The organism is Glaciibacter sp. 2TAF33, from assembly GCF_052114945.1.
Lineage (GTDB): Bacteria > Actinomycetota > Actinomycetes > Actinomycetales > Microbacteriaceae > Cryobacterium.
The window spans coordinates 49,245-67,311 of the sequence record NZ_JBFRFS010000005.1 but is presented as its reverse complement, the minus strand read 5'-3'; the positions used below and the strand labels follow the sequence as shown (position 1 = coordinate 67,311).

14 protein-coding genes and 1 pseudogene are annotated in these 18,067 nt (G+C 67.4%); 3 read left to right on the top strand and 12 right to left on the bottom strand.

The genetic code is table 11. The features are described from left to right. Window positions 1–305: 305 nt before the first annotated feature. Window positions 306–2,021, bottom strand: a complete 1,716-nt coding sequence (locus AB4Y94_RS05730) for an MFS transporter (protein WP_441725967.1) — start codon at window positions 2,019–2,021, stop codon at window positions 306–308. Between the two features lie 181 nt (window positions 2,022–2,202). Between AB4Y94_RS05730 and AB4Y94_RS05725 the strand changes: the two genes are divergently transcribed. Next, window positions 2,203–2,811 (top strand): TetR/AcrR family transcriptional regulator, encoded by a 609-nt coding sequence (locus AB4Y94_RS05725; protein WP_441725964.1) that lies wholly within the window; start codon window positions 2,203–2,205, stop codon window positions 2,809–2,811. 82 nt (window positions 2,812–2,893) lie between these two features. Here AB4Y94_RS05725 and AB4Y94_RS05720 read toward each other — a convergent pair whose 3' ends face one another. The 9 genes from AB4Y94_RS05720 to AB4Y94_RS05680 form a co-directional block, all read right to left on the bottom strand. Continuing rightward, complete coding sequence (locus tag AB4Y94_RS05720) at window positions 2,894–4,627, bottom strand: CocE/NonD family hydrolase (protein WP_441725962.1); 1,734 nt, start codon at window positions 4,625–4,627, stop codon at window positions 2,894–2,896. 23 nt (window positions 4,628–4,650) lie between these two features. After that, entirely contained in the window at window positions 4,651–5,595 is a 945-nt protein-coding gene (locus AB4Y94_RS05715) for an MBL fold metallo-hydrolase (protein WP_441725960.1), read from the bottom strand. An 8-nt stretch (window positions 5,596–5,603) separates the two neighbouring features. Beyond that, on the bottom strand, window positions 5,604–6,536 hold the full coding sequence (locus AB4Y94_RS05710) for an alpha/beta hydrolase (protein WP_441725957.1): 933 nt from the start codon (window positions 6,534–6,536) through the stop codon (window positions 5,604–5,606). Window positions 6,537–6,540: 4 nt separating this feature from the next. Next, a complete protein-coding gene (locus AB4Y94_RS05705) occupies window positions 6,541–7,653 on the bottom strand; it encodes an FAD-dependent monooxygenase (protein WP_441725954.1) in 1,113 nt (370 codons plus the stop codon). Window positions 7,654–7,713: 60 nt separating this feature from the next. Beyond that, the gene (locus AB4Y94_RS05700) at window positions 7,714–8,658 is read right to left on the bottom strand and encodes a phosphotriesterase family protein (protein WP_441726675.1); all 945 of its coding nucleotides are present in this window, start codon (window positions 8,656–8,658) and stop codon (window positions 7,714–7,716) included. 37 nt (window positions 8,659–8,695) lie between these two features. Further along, window positions 8,696–9,691: a phosphotriesterase gene (locus AB4Y94_RS05695; RefSeq protein ID WP_441725951.1), complete on the bottom strand. Its 996-nt coding sequence runs from the start codon at window positions 9,689–9,691 to the stop codon at window positions 8,696–8,698. Between the two features lie 314 nt (window positions 9,692–10,005). Then, on the bottom strand, window positions 10,006–10,737 hold the full coding sequence (locus tag AB4Y94_RS05690; protein ID WP_441725949.1) for an endonuclease domain-containing protein: 732 nt from the start codon (window positions 10,735–10,737) through the stop codon (window positions 10,006–10,008). Between the two features lie 513 nt (window positions 10,738–11,250). Beyond that, window positions 11,251–13,563 (bottom strand): phosphoribosylformylglycinamidine synthase subunit PurL, encoded by a 2,313-nt coding sequence (purL, locus tag AB4Y94_RS05685; RefSeq protein ID WP_441725947.1) that lies wholly within the window; start codon window positions 13,561–13,563, stop codon window positions 11,251–11,253. 199 nt (window positions 13,564–13,762) lie between these two features. Beyond that, window positions 13,763–14,224, bottom strand: a complete 462-nt coding sequence (locus tag AB4Y94_RS05680) for a DUF3817 domain-containing protein (protein ID WP_441725945.1) — start codon at window positions 14,222–14,224, stop codon at window positions 13,763–13,765. A gap of 164 nt (window positions 14,225–14,388) precedes the next feature. Here AB4Y94_RS05680 and AB4Y94_RS05675 point away from each other — a divergent pair, with 164 nt between their 5' ends. Then, window positions 14,389–15,021, top strand: a complete 633-nt coding sequence (locus AB4Y94_RS05675; protein WP_441725943.1) for a TetR/AcrR family transcriptional regulator — start codon at window positions 14,389–14,391, stop codon at window positions 15,019–15,021. Next, entirely contained in the window at window positions 15,018–16,685 is a 1,668-nt protein-coding gene (locus AB4Y94_RS05670) for an MDR family MFS transporter (RefSeq protein ID WP_441725941.1), read from the top strand. The genes AB4Y94_RS05675 and AB4Y94_RS05670 overlap by 4 nt, the downstream gene beginning before the upstream one ends. Window positions 16,686–16,974: 289 nt before the next feature. On the opposite strand, the gene purQ is transcribed toward AB4Y94_RS05670, so the two are convergent. Together purQ and purS are read right to left on the bottom strand one after the other, a co-directional pair. Continuing rightward, window positions 16,975–17,673, bottom strand: coding sequence for a phosphoribosylformylglycinamidine synthase subunit PurQ (gene purQ, locus AB4Y94_RS05665; protein ID WP_441725939.1), 699 nt, complete (start codon window positions 17,671–17,673; stop codon window positions 16,975–16,977). Window positions 17,674–17,780: 107 nt separating this feature from the next. After that, a pseudogene (gene purS / locus AB4Y94_RS05660) lies at window positions 17,781–18,014 on the bottom strand (phosphoribosylformylglycinamidine synthase subunit PurS); the annotation flags it as partial. Between the last annotated feature and the right edge of the window lie 53 nt (window positions 18,015–18,067).

The following is an 18,067-nucleotide window of genomic DNA, read 5'->3' as shown; positions in this document are numbered from 1 at the left end:
GTGGCGTTTCGGGTGCCGGGTGGCCGCGCCGGGTGCCGGGTGCGGCATCCGTCGCGCTCAGGGTGGGTGGCGTGCGGCATCCGTCGCTGTGCGGGCGGGTGGTGTGTGGTCAACCCGACTGAGCGGCATCGCCCAGAGGAGGTCGACTTCGCCCTCCAGGGCTTCAGCATCAGTGGCACCAACCTGTGCGATTGGCGACCACCCGTCCACCGGCCGGCGGCGCGAACCGCCGTGCCACGCGCCGCACGGCTGACGCAGACGAGGAGGGCCCGGCGCACCGCGCCGAGCCCTCCTGGGATGCGGATTCAGGCAGCTACACCGTCCGAGATCGTCTCAGCGAGCTCCTCATCGGAGACCGGCAGGTCCGTCTTCTTGCCGCTGATGAACAGTGTGAGGACAGCCGACGCCGTCGCCGCGATCGCTGCGATCAGGTAGACCATTTGGAAGCCGGAACCGAGGGAGGCGCCCGCGGAGCCCTGGATGGCCGCCCGGGAGTCGCTGAGTGCTGCGACAGCGCCGTCGACCGCTTGCTGGGGTGCCCCGCTGGCGAGCGTCTCCGCGGAGAACTGTGCGACGACGCCCTCCCAGCCGGAGAGGAACCCGAGCGGCGGGACGTGCGAGAGGCCAGCGACCGCCTCCGCCGGCAGGCCGGCGCCGCTGAGAATGCCGCCGATTTGCGGCCCGAAGATCGCCGCGCCAACGCTGAACGCGATTGCGGATCCGACGACCGGGCCGAGCGCGAAGCCGAGGTCTCGGAGCAGGTTCGTCGTGGCCGATGCCATGCCGATGTAGTTCGGTTCGACGGTGTTGATCGCGACGGCCGTGACCGAGCCGACGGTCAGTGCGAAACCGATGCCGAGCAGGAACAGCGGAAGGATGAATGCCGTCCAGGGCGTGCCGCCGAACGCCTGCGGCGTGCCGAGGGGGAGGCTCGAGATCCAGTAGCCGCACGCGGCCATCAGGAGGAAGCCCGCCGTGAGCATCCAGCGCGGCGAGAAGCGGTGGATGAGCCAGCCCACGACCGGGATCAGGAGGAACGCCGGCCCCTGGATGAAGACGAAGAGCACCGCCATCATCCAGGTCTCCACGCCGCCGAGTGCTCCGACCGCCACGCTTGTCGAGAAGGCGATCGCGAGGAACGCGAACATGCCGGTGACGGCCACGATGCTGGTGATCGCATAGGAGGGATTCCTGAACAGCGACAGGTGGATGAGCGGTGCTTTCGTCTTCAGTTCGATGATGACGAACGCGACCAGCAGCACGGCGCCGATGACATATCCGGCGATCACCTCCGGCGCGCCGAAGCCGGCGTCGACCGCCTGCACGGTCGCGCAGAGTGCCGCGATGAGGCCGAGGGCGAGCGTGATCTGTCCGGGAAGGTCAAGCTTGCGCCCTTCAGGCGCCGAGGAGTCCTTCGAGCGGATGGCGATGATCAGCACGATCACCGCGACCGCCGCGGCGAAGTAGTAGGTGACGCGCCAGCCGCTGAACTCGTTCGGCGCACCGGGCGTGGCGCCGGGAACGGTGAACAGCTGCACGGCAATGCCGGCGACCACCGGTGAGATCACCGCGCCGAGGGAGAGGAACCCGGCCCAGGTGGCGATGACGCGGGACCGGGCACGGAGGTCCGGGGTGATCGCTGCGATCATCGAGAGGGAGATCGGGAACAGGATGCCCGCGCCGATGCCGCCGATCGCCTGGCCGAGGATCATGATCGCGGTGGTCGTGGCGAACCCGGCGACGAGCGTCCCGATGAAGATGAAGACCGCTCCGGCGTAAAGCAGCTTCTTCCGGCCGAAGAGGTCGCCGAGAACGCCGAAGGTGAGCTCGAATACGACGATGGCGATGACGAAGACCGACGAGATCCAGGTCAGTCCGGCACCCGACGTGTGGAATTCGGCGGCGAACTGGCCATTGAGCGCGCCGGGGAACGCATTCGTGATCTGGGCGAGGGTGACCGCGAGATACGCGGCCACGAAGGTCGCTTTAGCCGATCCGGCCGAGACGAGTGGGCTACTCATGGAAGAGAACTCCTTTGTTCCGTGGGGTGGGTTGTCCGTGGGGTGGGTTTGTGCGGTGTCGGTGGGGTCCAGGCGACCGGGACGGGCAGACCGGTACGGCAACAGCGTGAACTAAGACTTACACAATGTCAAGTGATCTGACATAGCGATTACCGAACGATCTCGTCGGTATGCTGAACGGATGGCGAATCTCCGGGTACTGCAGAAAAAGCAGACGCGCCAGCGCCTGCTCGCCACTGCCCTCGACCTGTTCCAGTCCCAGGGCTATTCGGCGACGACGATCGACGACATCGCGGCCGCCGCGGAGACGACCCGGGTGACGTTCTACGCCCATTTCCCGTCCCGGCGCGCCATCATGGCCACACTGATCGCCGAGCTCAACGTCATCCTCGAGCGCGACGAATCACCGCACGGCTCAACGGCGGTCGCGCTGGTCGATGTCGTGCGAGCAGGCACCGCAGAGGCGATCGGCGCCTGGCTCCGGCAGCAGTCGGCTCGCTGGCCCGTGATCCGCCCCTACATCGTGTCTGCGCACGCGGCTGCCGCCGTCGAGCCGGAAATCCTCGAATTGGTCGACGGGTGGTCGGAAGAGGTCGTCCGCGACATCATGGATGGCCTCGACCTCGCGGACCGCTTCGATCCCGCGACGAGGCACTTTCGCGGCGTCCTCGCCTTCGAGATGCTGGACCGGACGACGGTGCACTGGATCCGGCACCAGTGGGACCTCGAGACCGATCCCGCATTCGACGTCCTCGCCGAGGCGTGGGTGAAGCTGCTCGGCGACGGCTGACCACACAGCGCACACAGCCTGCAGGTAAAGGCTCTTCTGCGGGGGCCGGCGGATGTTCGCCGGCCCCCGCAGAGGGCATCCGTTACCGCTTCTCTGCCACGCTGGGCGTCGTGAACGGCAGCACCAGCCGGGAGTGGTGGGCGGCATCGCGGTAGATCTTGTGCGTGACCGGTCGGCCCACCGGCAGGTGGAAGGCATCCGGCGGCAGCAGGGCATTGTGCTCATCGGCCAGCGGCTCGGCGTTGGACAATTCCACTGTCAGACGGTGACCGGGCTTGAAGGTGTTCGCGAACGGGTAGAGGCGCACCACGTACTCCTCGATCTCCCCGGGCTCCACGGGCACCGCACGAGTGTGCGGGTGGAACGGGCTGCCCTCGGTGGTGCGGTCATCGAGCTCGCGGTGCGAGGCCTTGAGGTAGCCGGTGGTGATGAGCTGGCGCTTGCCGTTCGGAGCGGCGTCCCAGAGGCGCAGGACGAAGTTCGTGTCCACCTGGTCGATCTCCGCGAAGATGTGCGCCGCACCGGTGCCGATCATCTCCGTGTCCTGCTCGAACGGGTCTGTGCTCCAGCTCAGGATCTCCACCGTGTCGGTGACCGTGAGAGGTGCCTGGTAGAAGCCGTCAGGGGCGGCGTATTCGACGCCCATCGGCTCGGGCTCCGGGGACAGTTTGTGGCGGGGGCGCAGGTACAGCGAGGTGTATTCGATGTCCTTGGGCGGCCACTGGTCCGCCGTCACGATGTTACGCGATCCCTCAACGAAAACGCTGACCGCCGGCTCGTCCATCACACCGTTGTCGATTCCCTTGATCCAGTATTCGTACCACTGGAACATCTTGTCGTGCTCTTCGATGAAGGGACGCGACTGCATCGGCGGGTAGGGGCCGATGGTCAACTTCTTGGGGCCCTTCAGCGCGTCGAACAACTCGATGGTGCCGTCCAGGGTCCATCCGCGGCCCTGGTCGAGCTGCAGCCAGACCGGGATGTCGATGTTCGGGGCCAGCGTGATGGGGTTGCGCTCCTCGTACCATTCGCCGTCGACCTCGTTCATCACGATGTCGAACCAGGCCTCGTGGTTCTTCGGGTAGTTCAGCACATGCACCAGGTTGGGCCAGGCGGCGACGTCCGGGTCTTTCAGGCGCGCGGCGACACGTTCCTTCAGTTCCTCGGGAGAATGCGTCTCCATCATGCGCGACTTCACATTGTCGGTGAACGCCCAGCCGGAGTCGCCGCCGCGGCCCTCGCGCGCGGCCCGCGGCATGAACCACATGACGCCGCCGTGATAGGTGGTTTCGTAGAAGTCGTAGTGGCCGCCGCTGACGAAGATGGCCTTCAAGCTCGGCGGGCGCTCGGCGGCGGCCAGCACCTGCATGGACCCGAAGTAGGAGATCCCGACCATGCCGACGTTACCGTCGCACCACGGCTGTGCAGCGACCCACTCGATGAAGTCGTAGGCGTCCTGGCCCAGTGAGACACCACCGGCGTTGTAGTTCCCGATGTGTTCGCCGCCCGAGGCGCCCGAGCCGCGCAGGTCGCCGATGACGTGGACGTAATCCTCCTTGACGATGCGGGCGATGTCGCCCGCTTCGATGCAGCCGTCCCACATCGGGCTGGGCCGCCGCTGCGGCGGGGTGGTGAGTGCCAGCGCCTGAAGTTCCTTGCCGTAGGGGCTCAGCGCCACCAGTGCCGGGCGTGGCTTGTCGCCCCGGCCCTGGTAGGTGTCCGCGGCGAGCTCGACGCCGTCCCGCATCGGCACGCGGATGTCCTTGCGAACGGCGATCGTCTGCTCGCCCGCCCGGATGGTGTGGAAGTCAGCCATGGTGAACGGCTCCTTAGTCATAGTCAGGCAGTGTGGTCGAATGTCGTGTGGGTGAAGTGCGTGCGGTAGCCGTGCATCGACGTGAAGAACGGCGACGGCTCCAGCGTCGGATCGCCCGCGTAGCCGAGCGCCTCGGCCGCCGGCGCAAACGGGGAGTACGGCGACGCGGAATCGTGCAGGCCTGCTGCCAGGCAGTCGCGCGCCGCGTCGCCGACCCGAGCCTCGATCTCCAGGCTCCCCTGGAGTGCCTTCCGCGCCTGCTCGCGATCGAGCTCGACACCGTATGGTTCCCCGTTCGCCGTGCGATACGGATGTCCCAGGTACAGGTGGTTGGGTCGGATCTCGTCCCGCAGGTATTCCAGGCTCGCCCGGTAGGCGATCGGGTCGACGAAGCCGGGGAAGCCGTTGGCCGCGCCGTGCACCTGCACGGCGTCGCCGACGAACACGTCGTTCTGGCCGTCGACCACGTACGCCACGGAGCCGGGCGTGTGGCCGGGGATGGCGTGGACCGAGACCGTGACGTCGCCGCCGAGCGACAAGGTCTCGCCGCCGTTGACGAGTACGGTCGGCTCCATTTCCCCGGAGATGACCGCCTGGGCCGCCGCGAGCTGCTTGGCTTCCCCGTCTGGGTCGTGCAGGTACGGGCCCCGCCCAGCCAGGTACTCGTCGACGTGGGCCCGGCGGGAACGCAGCATCGGCGCATCCGCTTCGTGGATGACCACCTTCGCGCGTCGGCCGGTGAGCTCCCAGAGTGCGTGCGCGCCGCCGAGGTGATCGATGTGACCGTGGGTGAGCAGGATCCAGCGGACATCCTCGATTCGACGTCCGAGCGCCTCCAGCGCGGGCGCCATCCCCTCCGCCGGGGACGAGGCGATCCCGGTGTCGACGATGGCCGGCTCCGGCGCATCGATGAAGAAGCTGTACAGGCCGAACCGACCCCACGGAGAGACCAGCGGGTGAATCTTCACGTCCCGCGTCATCGCTCAGCGCGCCGTCCCAGGAACGCAGCGGTCTCTGTGAACGCGCGGTAGTACTCCGGGAGCCAGGAGAAGTTCTGCACGAACCCGTGGTTGGCGCCGGCGTAGCGGGTGACCGTCGCGTCCACCCCGGCCTCACGGAGTCGCTGGCCGTACAGTTCGCCCTCGTCGCGCAGCGGATCGAACTCTGCTGTGAGGATGAGGGCCGGCGGCAGGCCAGAGAGGTCTTCGCGCTTGATCGGCGAGACGAGCGGATCCGCCGCATCCGCTCCGCTGTCGAGGTAGAAGGCGTTGAACGGCTTCAGGCCTGCCGTCTCCAGCCCGTAACCCTCGGCGTTCTCCCGCAGGGAGGCGTAGCGCTCGACGTCGAAGTCCAGGTCGAGGGACGGGTAGTACAGCACCTGGTGCGTGAGCTGGGTGAACCCGTCATCGTGCGCCATCGCCGCGACTGCTGCGACGAAGGTGCCGCCGGAGCTGTCGCCTGCGATCGCCAGGGTCTGGCCGTCCCAGCCCAGTCGCCCTGTGTTCTCCGCGACCCAGCGGACCACGCCGTAGCAGTCCTCCAGTCCCGCCGGGAAGGCCGCCTCCGGCGCCCGGCGGTAGCCGACCGAGACGACCGTGAGCCCGGTCTCCCTGGCCAGTGCTCGTGCGACGTGGTCGTGCGTTTCCAGGCTGCCGAGGAAGAACGCACCACCGTGGAAGTAGACCAGTATGCCGTGCGACGCGTCTTCGACCGGGGTGTAGATCCGCACCGGGACCTCGCCCACCGGGGTCTGGGCGGTCGCGTCCTCGACGGAGTGCAGCGGCAGGCGGTCCTCCGGTGCGGGAACCATCGCCTCTTCGCCAGCGCGAAATGCGACCGGATCGATCGGTCCCGGCAGAGGCTCGGGCAGGTTGGCGATGAGGGTGGCGATTTCGGGATGCAGCGGCACGGTGTCAGGCCTGTTCCTGGGACACGGGCTTCTGGCCGGGGAAGACGTCGTTGATTTCCTCTTCTGACCACCCATTGCGTGAGATGCGCTGCAGTTCGTCGGTGACGGGCTTGCGGGTCGACTGGAACAGCGCCAGTGCCTCCGGCAGGGAGTCCGCCTGTGCGAGGGCGTCGGCGAGGGCGCCTGCGTCTTCGATCGCCGAGTTGGCGCCCTGGCCCTGGTGGTGCAGCATCGAGTGGGCAGCGTCGCCGACGAGCACGACGGAGTCCGAGTGCCACGTGTCGACCGGGTCGATGTCGTAGACGGCACGGATGCTGACGGTGTCGAGGTCGAGGCCGCGGGCGATGCTCACGATCCGGTCGTCGAAGCCCGCAACACTCGCCACGAGTTCATCCTTGGTGATGGCGGGGGCCCAGGTGCCGTCAGGGTTCAGGGCGGTGATGTCGAAGGAAACCTGGTTGCGGTGGCGCAGCGGCAGCAGGTAAACCTTCGCGCCCTTGCCGATGTACATCCGGAGGTTGTCGTCGACGACGAGTCCGTGGGCGTCATCGGCAGAGATCACCACGCGGTAGGCGTGCTCGCCCGAGAAGACGGGGCTCTTGTCGCTGAACAGCTGCTCGCGGACGACCGATTTGATGCCGTCGGCGCCAATGACCAGGTCGGCTTCGACGGTCTCGCCGTTGGTGAACGTCAGCGTGGAACGGTCACCTGTGTCGTCAATCGACTGCAGCTTGTGGCCAAGGCGCACCATGCCTTCGGGGAGCACGCCCAGGAGAGCGTCGATGAAGTCCCCGCGGTGGATCAGCTGGGTCTTCGTCTCCTCGGCGAAGGCGGGCCAGTTCTCCTGCATGATCGGCTGATTGGTGGCCGTGAGGATCTGGAAGTAGTCGCTTGCCGAGCTCACCTTCGCGATCTCGTCGAAGATTCCCCACTGGCGGAACCGGTGCATGGTTGCGGGACGGAGGCCGATACCGGCCCCGACTTCCCGGATCTGGCTCGCCTGCTCGTATACCGTGACGTCGGCGCCGGCCAGGCTCAGGGCGTTGGCGGCCGCTGCTCCCGCGTAGCCGGCGCCGACGATGGCGATCGTGAGGTTCTGAATGTCCGAAGTCTTCATTGTTCTTCTCTTCCTTGACCCAGGGCGAACCTGGAAGAACGGGGATGCGGGTGGTGGGGGTCAGGCGTGGATCGACAGGAAATCGGCCGGATTGTCCACGAAAATGGTTCTGATGGTGGCTTCGTCGAGACCGGACTTGCGGAGGTCCGGGATGAGGTCCTCGAAGATGTAGTTCACGGTGTGGCCCTTCACTCCGGGCCAGCCGAGTGGGCTGCAGTTGGCGTCGGCCCCGGCGAACGCCACGTTCAGATGCCCTGCGGCAAGGAACCGAAGGAAGTGGTCCAGGCGTTCCTGGCGCGGACGGGCCCAGAACGGCGGGTCCTCGAGTTCGGTCTCGTATCCGAAGGTGTCGAACCCGACCCGGCCGCCTTGCTCGGCGATCCAGGTGTCCCGGGTCTTGTCGGCGTTCACCCCGTCGTCGACGTGTCCGAACAACACGCGGTCCAGGGGAAGTCCTTCCTCCTGGAAGATCGCGATCGCATTCTCGGCGTCGATCGCCAGGTGAGTCAGGATCGGCACGCCGGTCGACAACGAAGCGCGGGCCGCGGCCCGGTAGATGCGCTTGTCGAGCTCCGTCATCCGCCCACCGCGGCTCACGCCGACCTTGATGACGCCGGCGCGGCTGCCGGTGTCACCGATTCCGATCGTGATCTCGTGCGTGAAGACCTCGGTCAGGTACTCCACGGTCGCCCGGGCGAAGTGCGGCAGCGCGGTGTCGCCGCCGACGAAGCCGGTGCAGGCCACGATGTGCACCCCGGTCTTGGCTGACAGGGACTTGTAGTAGTCGACGTCGCGGCCGTTGCAGATCCCCGTCGCGTCGACGAACGTCCCGCCTCCGTACTCGTGGAATTTTCGCAGCTTCGGCACCGTCTCCTCGTACCGCTGCTCCGGCGTCTTCCACCAGGTCGTGTCCAGCTCACTGCCGGGCATGCCGTATCCGATGTGCTCGTGGATCGCCACGAGTCCCAATTCTTCGGCCGGGATCGTCCCCAGCACTGTGTTCACCTTTGACAACAGACTCACCTTAAGGAAGTAGTAAAAGTTACGAGATGGAGAGCGAAAGCAGATCGCGCGGGTTGTCCACGAGGATGCGCTGGGCATCCTCGTCGCTGAGGCCCAGTGACGTGAGGAGGGGGACGAATGCGGACAGGACGTGGCTGAACGGCAGGTTGTAGTCCGGCAGTCCCTTGGCCACGCCGATCGCATTGCTTGACAGCACGATCTGGTCGCCGTGGCCGGCTGCCACGAGCTCGATGACCAGGGCCGCGCGTTCGCGGTCGGTCACGTAATCGGCGTCGTCGTCCAGGCCGACGTGGTCCAAACCGACGTACGCGCCACGGCGAGCCACCGCAAGGGCGGCGCCGGCCGAGAATGCGTCGGTGCGGTCCAGCCCGCCGACGAGCACCCGGTCGGCGGGGAGCGACTCGCCGAGGACGATGTCGAGGTCGTGCAGCGGGTCGGCGCCGAAACGGATGGACACGGCCACGCCGGTGTTCAGCGCGGTCCTGGCCGCGCCGCGGAAGAGGCTCTCCTCGGTCGGCGTCATGCCGCTCCGGGCGGCCGTGGTGGTCACGAGCCCCGCTCGGCCCCGGCGTTCAACGCGCGGGACCACCATGCCGTCGCCGACCTCTTTGGAAAAGAGGTCGGCGAACTTCTCCGCGGGCCATGGTGTCGGCGGGTTCGTCTGCGGCGTCAGGAAGTAGCCGCCGAGCATCTCCTCGGGACCCATGCCCGTCGAGGCGATGATGTGCACCCCGGTCGAGCGGGAGAGCGCCTCGTACAGGTTCACGTCGCGCCCGTGGAACATGCCCGTGCTGTCGACGATCGTCTGTCCGCCGTGCTGGCGGAAGTCGCTCAGCTTCGAGGCCAGGATCTCGAAGATCTCCGCCCGGTCCATGCTGATGTCCGGTGCATACTGGGCCCCGGGGACCACCGAAAGCAGCGCCTCGTGGACGGCGACCACACCCAGTTCATGAGCGGGGATCGGGCCAAGGACCGTATTGACGGTCTTATCGGCGAGGGTCGTTGCATCCGTCATTGGCACAACCTTTCGTAAGCGTCACGCCATCGTTGGCGCCACGCGCTGTGGAGAGTCAGGCACCGTGACATCTGGATTGATTCCTCGCCGAGCTCGGTGCTGACGATCGCAAACAAGGGAGGCCTTGATTACGTGTCCACTAGGTTTACATGTCGTCAAGTCAAAGTCAAGGCAGGTCTCACCGCTCGAGAGCAAGTGCGGCCAACCCTCGGAAGTACCGGCCGTTCCCCGCCAGCGCGCGTGCGGCCAAAGTGCCGTCCGCCGGTGGCGGGTCGCGGCACTTTGGCCGCACGCGGTTCCGGACGGTCGCCCTCTCAGGCCGCCGGGTTCCAGCCGCGCTCGAGGAGGGCGCGGCGGATCCTGCCGATGATCTCCGGCTGCCGAGGTCCCAGGTGGCTCTTGTTGAAGCGGATGACGCGCCATCCTTCTTCCATCAGCGCGTCCACGCGGTCGACGTCGCGATGGAACTGCTCCTCGTCGTCGCGGTGCTGCTCGCCGTCGTATTCGACCAACACCCGCTGATGCGGGTAGACGAGATCGCCCCAGGCCAGGAACACGCCGTATCGATCGACGATTTCGGCGTTCACCTCGGGTTCAGGGAGGCCCGCGCGCACGATGATCAACCTGAGCCGGGTCTCCCGGGGGGAGTCGGTACGCACTCTGACCAGGGCCAGCGCCTCCCTCAGTCGGCGCACGCCCGGTCTGCCGGAGTGAGAGGCGACCGCCTGCTCCAGCTGGACCAACGTCGCGAGCGGTCTTTGGCGCCGTACCAGGCTGTCGCCCACAACGATCAACTCGTCAAGAGAGAGCGACGTGGCCAGCTGGCACCACACGTCCACCACGGATGCGACGCCGAGACCGTCGGTATTCGCCTCGACCATCCCGACGTGCGGCACCAGATGCCCGTGCACGCCGACACCCGAGCGCCGCCGCCCACGCACCGCGGTCGCGACATCGAGCGATCGGCGCTCTAGGAAGCGGCGTGGCAGCGGGAGGCCGTGGAGCAGCGCTGCGGTGACATGGCTGAAGAACTGGTCAGACGGCATCCGTACGGAGTACTCGCGGGCACGGGCTTCGGTCCTGGCCCGGGCGCGGACCCACGCGGACTGCACGGTCTCACCGGGGACGGCGTCGAACCTTGGCGCTGACCGTGGAGAACGGATGCCGTGGAAGGGCCGGCGCAGGTCTGAGCGTCTGAGCCGGCCCGGGCTGACACCGAGAGGCCTCGCCTCTCGGACGTCGAAGGGGCCGGGCGGCAGGTCCTCGGGTAGCGAAGCCGGTCTGGTCATCGCCCGATGGTGGCACGACTCGTCCAGCTCCACCCCGGTTATCCACAGGGCGATTCCGCGACCCTGGACCTGTGGAACGCGACTCTGGGCCTGTGGAAAAAGGTCGAACAACGCTCCGTGCGGCCAAAGTGCCGCCCAGCCCGGCCGGAAGGCGGCATTTGCCCGCACGGAGCGCGACACCGGCCCGGAGGCGGCAGTTTGCCCCACGCGCGCAACACCGGCCGCCCGGCGGGACAGGCCCGCACGGGGTGGAGCGCCTCCCGGAGGGGCCTAGGCGCCGAACGCCTGGCGCAACGTACCGCGGTGGCGGGCCTGCAGCTCGTCGAGGGTGACCGTGAACTGGTCCTGGATCTCGATGCCGGGCGCCGTCGCATCCGTCACGCCGATGCGCAGCACCGGGTAGTCGCGGCCTTCGCACAGGCCGAGGAACTTCACGTCGTCCTCCCGCGGCACCGACACGATCACCCGGCCGGCCGACTCCGAGAACAGGGCGACGGATGCGTCGACGCCGTCGCGCTCGCAGATGTCGCCGATCCAGACCCGGGCGCCGACACCGAAACGGAGCACGGCTTCGGCGAGGGCCTGGGCGAGCCCGCCTTCACTGAGGTCGTGGGCACTGTCGACCAGCGCCTCCTGCGACGCGGCGTGCAGCAGCCCGGCGAGTGCGGCCTCGCGACCGAGGTCGACCTCCGGCGGGCGGCCGCCGAGGTGGTCGTGCACGACGCCGGCCCACGCCGAACCGTCGAGTTCCTCACGGGTGATGCCCAGCAGGTAGATGTTGTGGCCGTCGTCCTGCCAGCCGCTGGGAACGCGGCGAGCGACGTCGTCGATCACACCGAGCACGGCGATCACCGGGGTGGGGTGGATCGGCACGTCGCCGGTCTGGTTGTAGAACGACACGTTCCCGCCGGTGACCGGGATCTCGAGCTCGAGGCATCCGTCGGAGAGACCCTCGACGGTCTGCGCGAACTGCCACATCACCTCGGGGTTCTCCGGCGAGCCGAAGTTCAGGCAGTCGCTGATGCCGACCGGCACGGCGCCGGTCGCGGCGACGTTGCGGTAAGCCTCGGCCAGGGCGAGTTGGGCGCCGCGGTACGGGTCGAGCTGGCAGTATCGGCCGTTGGCGTCCGTCGCGATGGCGAAGCCGAGGCCGGACTCCTCGTCGACGCGGATCATGCCGCCGTCGTCGGGGAACGACAGGGCCGTGTTGCCCATCACGTAGTGGTCGTACTGGTCGGTGATCCAGCTGGGGTCGGCCAGGTTCGGCGAGCCGAGCAGCGCGAGGAACTGCTCACGCAGCGTGGCGGCATCCGTTGCCCGGGGGAGAGCGGATGCGGAGTCGGCCTGCAGCGCGTCGAGCCAGGTCGGGTAGGCGACCGGACGGTCATAGACCGGGCCGTCGACGGCGACCGTGCGCGGGTCGACGTTGACGATCTCCTCGCCGTTCCAGTTGATGATCAGGCGGCCGGAGTCGGTGACCTCGCCGAGCACGCTGGTCTCGACGTCCCACTTCGCGGTGACGGCGAGGAAACCCTCGAGCTTCTCCGGCGCCACGACCGCCATCATGCGCTCCTGGCTCTCGGACATCAGGATCTCTTCGGCGGTGAGGCTCGGGTCGCGGAGGAGCACCTTCTCGAGCTCGATGAACATGCCGCCGTCGCCGTTGGACGCGAGCTCGCTGGTGGCGCAGGAGATGCCGGCAGCCCCGAGGTCCTGGATGCCCTCGACGAGCTTCTCCTTGTAGAGCTCGAGGCAGCACTCGATGAGCACCTTCTCGGCGAACGGGTCGCCGACCTGGACGGCCGGGCGCTTGGTCGGCCCGCCCGCGCTGAACGTGTCCGAGGCGAGAATGGATGCCCCGCCGATGCCGTCGCCGCCGGTGCGTGCACCGAACAGCACGACCTTGTTTCCGGCGCCCGTGGCGTTGGCCAGGTGCAGGTCCTCGTGCCGGAGCACACCCACCGAAAGTGCGTTGACCAGCGGGTTGGCCTGGTAGACCGAGTCGAATACTGTCTCGCCGCCGATGTTCGGGAGCCCCAGGCAGTTGCCGTAGAACGAGATGCCGGAGACGACCCCGTGCACGACCCGCGCGGTGTCCGGGTGGTCGATGGCCCCGAAGCGCAGGGCGTCCATCACGGCGACCGGGCGGGCGCCCATCGAGATGATGTCGCGCACGATGCCGCCGACGCCGGTCGCGGCGCCCTGGAACGGTTCGATGTAGCTCGGATGGTTGTGGCTCTCGATCTTGAACGTGACCGCCCAGCCCTCGCCGACGTCGATGACGCCGGCGTTCTCACCCATGCCCACCATGAGGTTCTTCTTCATGGCCGGCGTGACCTTCTGCCCGAACTGGCGCAGGTAGTTCTTGCTCGACTTGTAGGAGCAGTGTTCGCTCCACATCACCGAGTACATGGCCAGCTCGCCGCTGGTGGGGCGCCGCCCGAGGATCTCGCGGATGCTCGCGTACTCGTCGGCCTTCAGGCCGAGGGCGCCGTACGGCTGCTCTCGTTCCGGCGTCGCTCGGGCGTTGGAGACGGTGTCGGCGACGCCGCGGGTAGTGGGGGATGCAGCGGTGTCGGTCACAGGGAAATGCTCCTTGAAGAAACGGATGCCGGGGGTGCTCCCAGTCTACTTCCGCCGGTTGCGTGGCCTTCACGCTGCGGTTTCTGCCACGCGCGCATGGCACGCCCACCGCGCGTGGCGAAATCCGCAGCGCGAGGCAGAAACTTCAGCGCGAGCAAAGTCTGCCGCGCTCGCGAATTCCGCAGCGCGAGGGGGGAGGTTACGCCCGCCCGCCGGGAGGGCCGACCACGAGCAGCGTGCCCAAGATCACCACGACCGCCAGTGCGAAGACGGTGACCAGCAGCGCCGGGCGCTTCAGGAACCAGCGCAGCAACCGTCGCGCCCACAGCCGGTCGCGGCGGTCAGGTGTCGCGTCCGTCCTCCACTCGCCCTCGAGTTCACCGCGCCTCTCGAGCCAGCGATCGAACGGGATTGTGGCGTAGGGAACGATCGCGGTGGCGACCGCCAGCACGATGCGCTTCGCCGGCCAGTACTGGTTGAGCCCGACGAGGACCGCCGTGCCGGCGTACGTGATGAATACCAGGCCGTGCACGAAACCGGCGATGAACGCGAACTGGCTCTCGACGTGCGCGACGTACTTCAACAGCATCGCCACGATCAGGAGCGTCCAGGTCACCGCTTCGGCGATGGCAACGGTGCGGTAAAACAAGCGTGGTGACACGATATGGAACTCCAAGCAGGTGAGGGGGGTACCTCCACTCTCCCATCTGCACCTGGCCGGTCTCATCGTTCTAAAGTTTGAAGCGAGCCTTCCTGCACCTGCACCCCTGCACTCCTGCAAAGTTGCATTTGCGCAATTACGCAGGATGAGTAAAAATAGCTGACGTGACTCAGCAGCCAGCCCCCGGACTCCGCGACCGAAAACGCCTGGAAACCCGCGCGCGCCTCGAAGACGCCGCGGTCACCCTGGTGCTGCGCGACGGCCTGGAGCACGCCACGGTGGATGCCATCAGCGAACTTGCCGACGTGTCCCCACGCACCTTCTTCAACTATTTCGACGGAAAGGACAGCGCCGTCCTGGGTCTGCGACCGATCGAGATCACCGATGAGACGGTGATGGGGCATCTGGTCGAGTGGGAGGGGGGTGACCACGTCCAGTCGGTTGTGCGCCTCATCCTGAACCTGATGGGCGGCCCGACGGCTCGCTCGACCATGCAGCAAGACCGGATGGAGATCATCCGTCGTCACCCTCAATTGCTGGCGAGCCAGTTCGCCCTGTTCACCCAAACGGCGGGACAACTGAGTGCCGCGGTGCAGACGCTCCTGGCCCGCGACCCGAAGTTCACCGGCTCGGCGACCGACCAGGCCGCCTGGGCCGACCTGATGCTCGGCTTGTGCGGCACGGCGCTGCGCGTGGCCATGAAGGAATGGGCGTCGTCCGGCGGCGACGCCCCGCGCGAAGAAATTGAACCACGAGCGATCGAGCTCGTCAGAGAGGTATTAGAGAAACTCGAATGACCACCATCCCGAATTTCCCGGTCGGCACCACTGCCGACCCGGCAACCAAACGACACATCCTCCTCGTCTTCGCCGGGCTCATGGTCACCATGTTGCTGGCGTCGCTCGACCAGACCATCTTCAGCACCGCGCTGCCGACCATCGTCGGTGAACTCAACGGCGTCGACCACATGCTGTGGGTGACCACCGCCTACATCCTCGCCTCCACCATCATGCTGCCGGTCTACGGCAAGCTGGGCGACCTGATCGGCCGCAAGGGTCTTTTCATCGGGGCGATCGCCCTGTTCATCGTGGGGTCGGTCGTCGGCGGCCTCGCCCAGGACATGACCTGGCTCATCATCGGCCGTGCGATCCAGGGCCTTGGCGGTGGCGGGCTGATGATCCTCTCCCAGGCGATCATCGCCGACGTCATCCCGGCTCGTGAGCGGGGCAAGTACATGGGCATCATGGGCGGCGTTTTCGCGCTGTCCTCCGTCGCGGGCCCGTTGCTCGGCGGCTGGTTCACCGAAGGCATCGGCTGGCGCTGGGCGTTCTGGATGAACATTCCACTCGGCATCCTGGCGATCGTCTCGGCCGTGGCGTTCCTCCGGCTGCCGAAGCACGCCAACGCCAAGCCGCGCCTGGACGTGGCCGGAATGGGCCTCCTGGCCGTCGCCTCCACCTGCCTGGTGCTCGTCACCACCTGGGGCGGCACCACGTACGACTGGGACTCGCTCACCATCATGGCGCTGATCATCGGCACCGTCGTCGCCGGAGTGGCCTTCGTGATGGTCGAGCGCCGCGCCCCCGAGCCGATCATGCCGTTGCACCTGTTCAAGGACCGCAACTTCAATCTCACGACCACTGCCGGCCTGATCACCGGTATTGCGATGTTCGGCGCCCTGGCGTACCTGCCGACCTACCTGCAGATGGTCACCGGCGCCAACGCCACCGAAGCCGGATTCCTGATGATCCCGATGATGGCGGCGCTGCTGGTCAGTTCTATCGGGTCCGGGGCGCTGGTGAGCAAGACCGGCCGCTACAAGTGGCTGCCGATCGTCGGCACGATCGTCGTGGCGATCGCCCTGGTGCTGTTGTCCACGATGACGCCGGACCTGGCGATCTGGGTGCTTTGCAGCTATCTCGCGGTGATGGGCCTCGGGCTCGGGATGAGCATGCAGATCCTGATCCTGATCGTGCAGAACTCGTTCCCGGTCTCCCAGGTCGGCACGGCGACCGCGTCGAACAACTACTTCCGGCAGATCGGCGCGTCCCTCGGGTCCGCCATCGTCGGCAGCCTGTTCGTCGCCCGCCTGACCGAGCTGATGGCCCAGCGGATGCCGAATACCGGCGGCAGCGCATCCGCTGGCCTGAATTCGCTCACCCCTGCGGTCGTCAAGGAGCTTCCGGCCTCAGTGCGCGACATCATCATCGGCGGCTACAACGACGCGCTCACCCCGGTGTTCCTCTACATGGTGCCGCTGGTCGTCGTCGCCGTCGTGCTGCTCTGTTTCGTCAAGGAGGTCCCGCTCGCCACCACCATCGAGCGCGACATCCTGCCGGAGTCGCTCGAGATCGACGGCGCGAACTTCGTGCGGCTCGAGACGGTGTCAACGGATGTTGTCGGTGCCGATGCGACTGCCGGGCCGGGCCGCACTCCCGCGGGTGACGTTCCGCGCGCCTGACCGGGGCGCGGTTGGCTGGAGTTCCGCGTTTATGTCGCATACCGCGGGTGACCGGGGTGGGGCCGCTGTGGCAGTGCCCGTAACTCTGGGCGAGCACCCGGTCGTCGCGCCCGCGCGAAGGCGCGAGCGCGGTCGCCGCGTGCGGCCAAATGGTCGCCCGGTCGGCGTGGGTGGCGGCACTTTGCCCGCACTCGCGGGTCTTGGGAGGCGGGAGGCGGGTGCGCGTGACGCGGGTGCGCTGAGCCGGGAGCGCCTGATACGGAAGCGCGGAACCGCCCGCGCCCGACTACTACACGCCGATCAGGGTCCGCTCGATGACCGAGGTGAAGAACGCCAGGCCGTCGACCCCGCTGCGCATGGCGTCGGCGGTGTCCGGACCGAACCCGGGTTCGACCGCGTGCTCCGGGTGTGGCATCAGGCCGACGACGTTGCCACGGGTGTTGGTCACACCGGCGATGTCGTTCAGCGACCCGTTGGGGTTGCCGTCGATGTAGCGGAACGCGACCAGGCCCTCGCCCTCGAGCCGGGCCAGGGTGTCGGCGGACGCCATGAACGCACCCTCACCGTTCTTCAGCGGGATGGTGATCTCCTGGCCCGCCGTGAAACCGCCGGTCCAGGCCGTCGAGGTGTTCTCGACGCGGAGCCGCTGGTCGCGGCAGATGAAGGTGCCGCCCTCGTTGCGGATCAGGCCGCCGTCGAGCAGGTGTGCCTCGGCGAGCATCTGGAAACCGTTGCAGATACCGAGCACGGGCATCCCTGAGTTCGCGGCGTCGACGACCTCGGTCATGATGGGCGAGAGGCTGGCGATGGCGCCGCAGCGCAGGTAGTCACCGTAGCTGAAGCCGCCGGGCAGCACGAGCGCGTCCACGTCGTGCAGGTCGTGGTCGCCGTGCCAGAGGGCCACCGGTTCGGCGCCGGCCAGGCGGATGGCGCGCTGCGCGTCGCGGTCGTCGAGTGATCCGGGGAAGGTGACGACGCCGATGCGCATCAGTTCGCCGTTTCGGTGACGTCGGTCACGTCGGTGTCTTCGGTGACGTTGCCGGTCTCGAAGTCGGCCGTGGCGCTCGCGCCGAAGCCGTCGACCCCGGCGTAGTGCACGCTGATCACGTCTTCGATCACCGAGTTCGAGAAGATCGAGTCGGCGAGTTCCTGCACCTCAGCGAGCGTGGCGTCATCCGCTGGACCGTCGACGGTCAGTTCGAACCGCTTGCCGATCCGGACGCTGCCGAACTTGCCCTGCCCCAACCGGGCAAGGGCGCGGGCGACGGCTTTGCCCTGAGGGTCGAGCAGCTCGGCCTTGGGCATGACTTCTACAACGATGGTGGGCACAGCGCACTCCGCATACGGTCGAGGGTGGGTGCTGACAATTCTACAGGCCGCTC

Bases quoted from the DNA above. Each gene is read 5' to 3' on its own strand.
- AB4Y94_RS05730 (WP_441725967.1), bottom strand. From the start codon at position 2,021: ATGAGTAGCCCACTCGTCTCGGCCGGATCGGCTAAAGCGACCTTCGTG.
- AB4Y94_RS05725 (WP_441725964.1), top strand. From the start codon at position 2,203: ATGGCGAATCTCCGGGTACTGCAGAAAAAGCAGACGCGCCAGCGCCTG.
- AB4Y94_RS05720 (WP_441725962.1), bottom strand. From the start codon at position 4,627: ATGGCTGACTTCCACACCATCCGGGCGGGCGAGCAGACGATCGCCGTT.
- AB4Y94_RS05705 (WP_441725954.1), bottom strand. From the start codon at position 7,653: ATGAAGACTTCGGACATTCAGAACCTCACGATCGCCATCGTCGGCGCC.
- AB4Y94_RS05695 (WP_441725951.1), bottom strand. From the start codon at position 9,691: ATGACGGATGCAACGACCCTCGCCGATAAGACCGTCAATACGGTCCTT.
- AB4Y94_RS05690 (WP_441725949.1), bottom strand. From the start codon at position 10,737: ATGCCGTCTGACCAGTTCTTCAGCCATGTCACCGCAGCGCTGCTCCAC.
- AB4Y94_RS05670 (WP_441725941.1), top strand. From the start codon at position 15,018: ATGACCACCATCCCGAATTTCCCGGTCGGCACCACTGCCGACCCGGCA.
- purQ (WP_441725939.1), bottom strand. From the start codon at position 17,673: ATGCGCATCGGCGTCGTCACCTTCCCCGGATCACTCGACGACCGCGAC.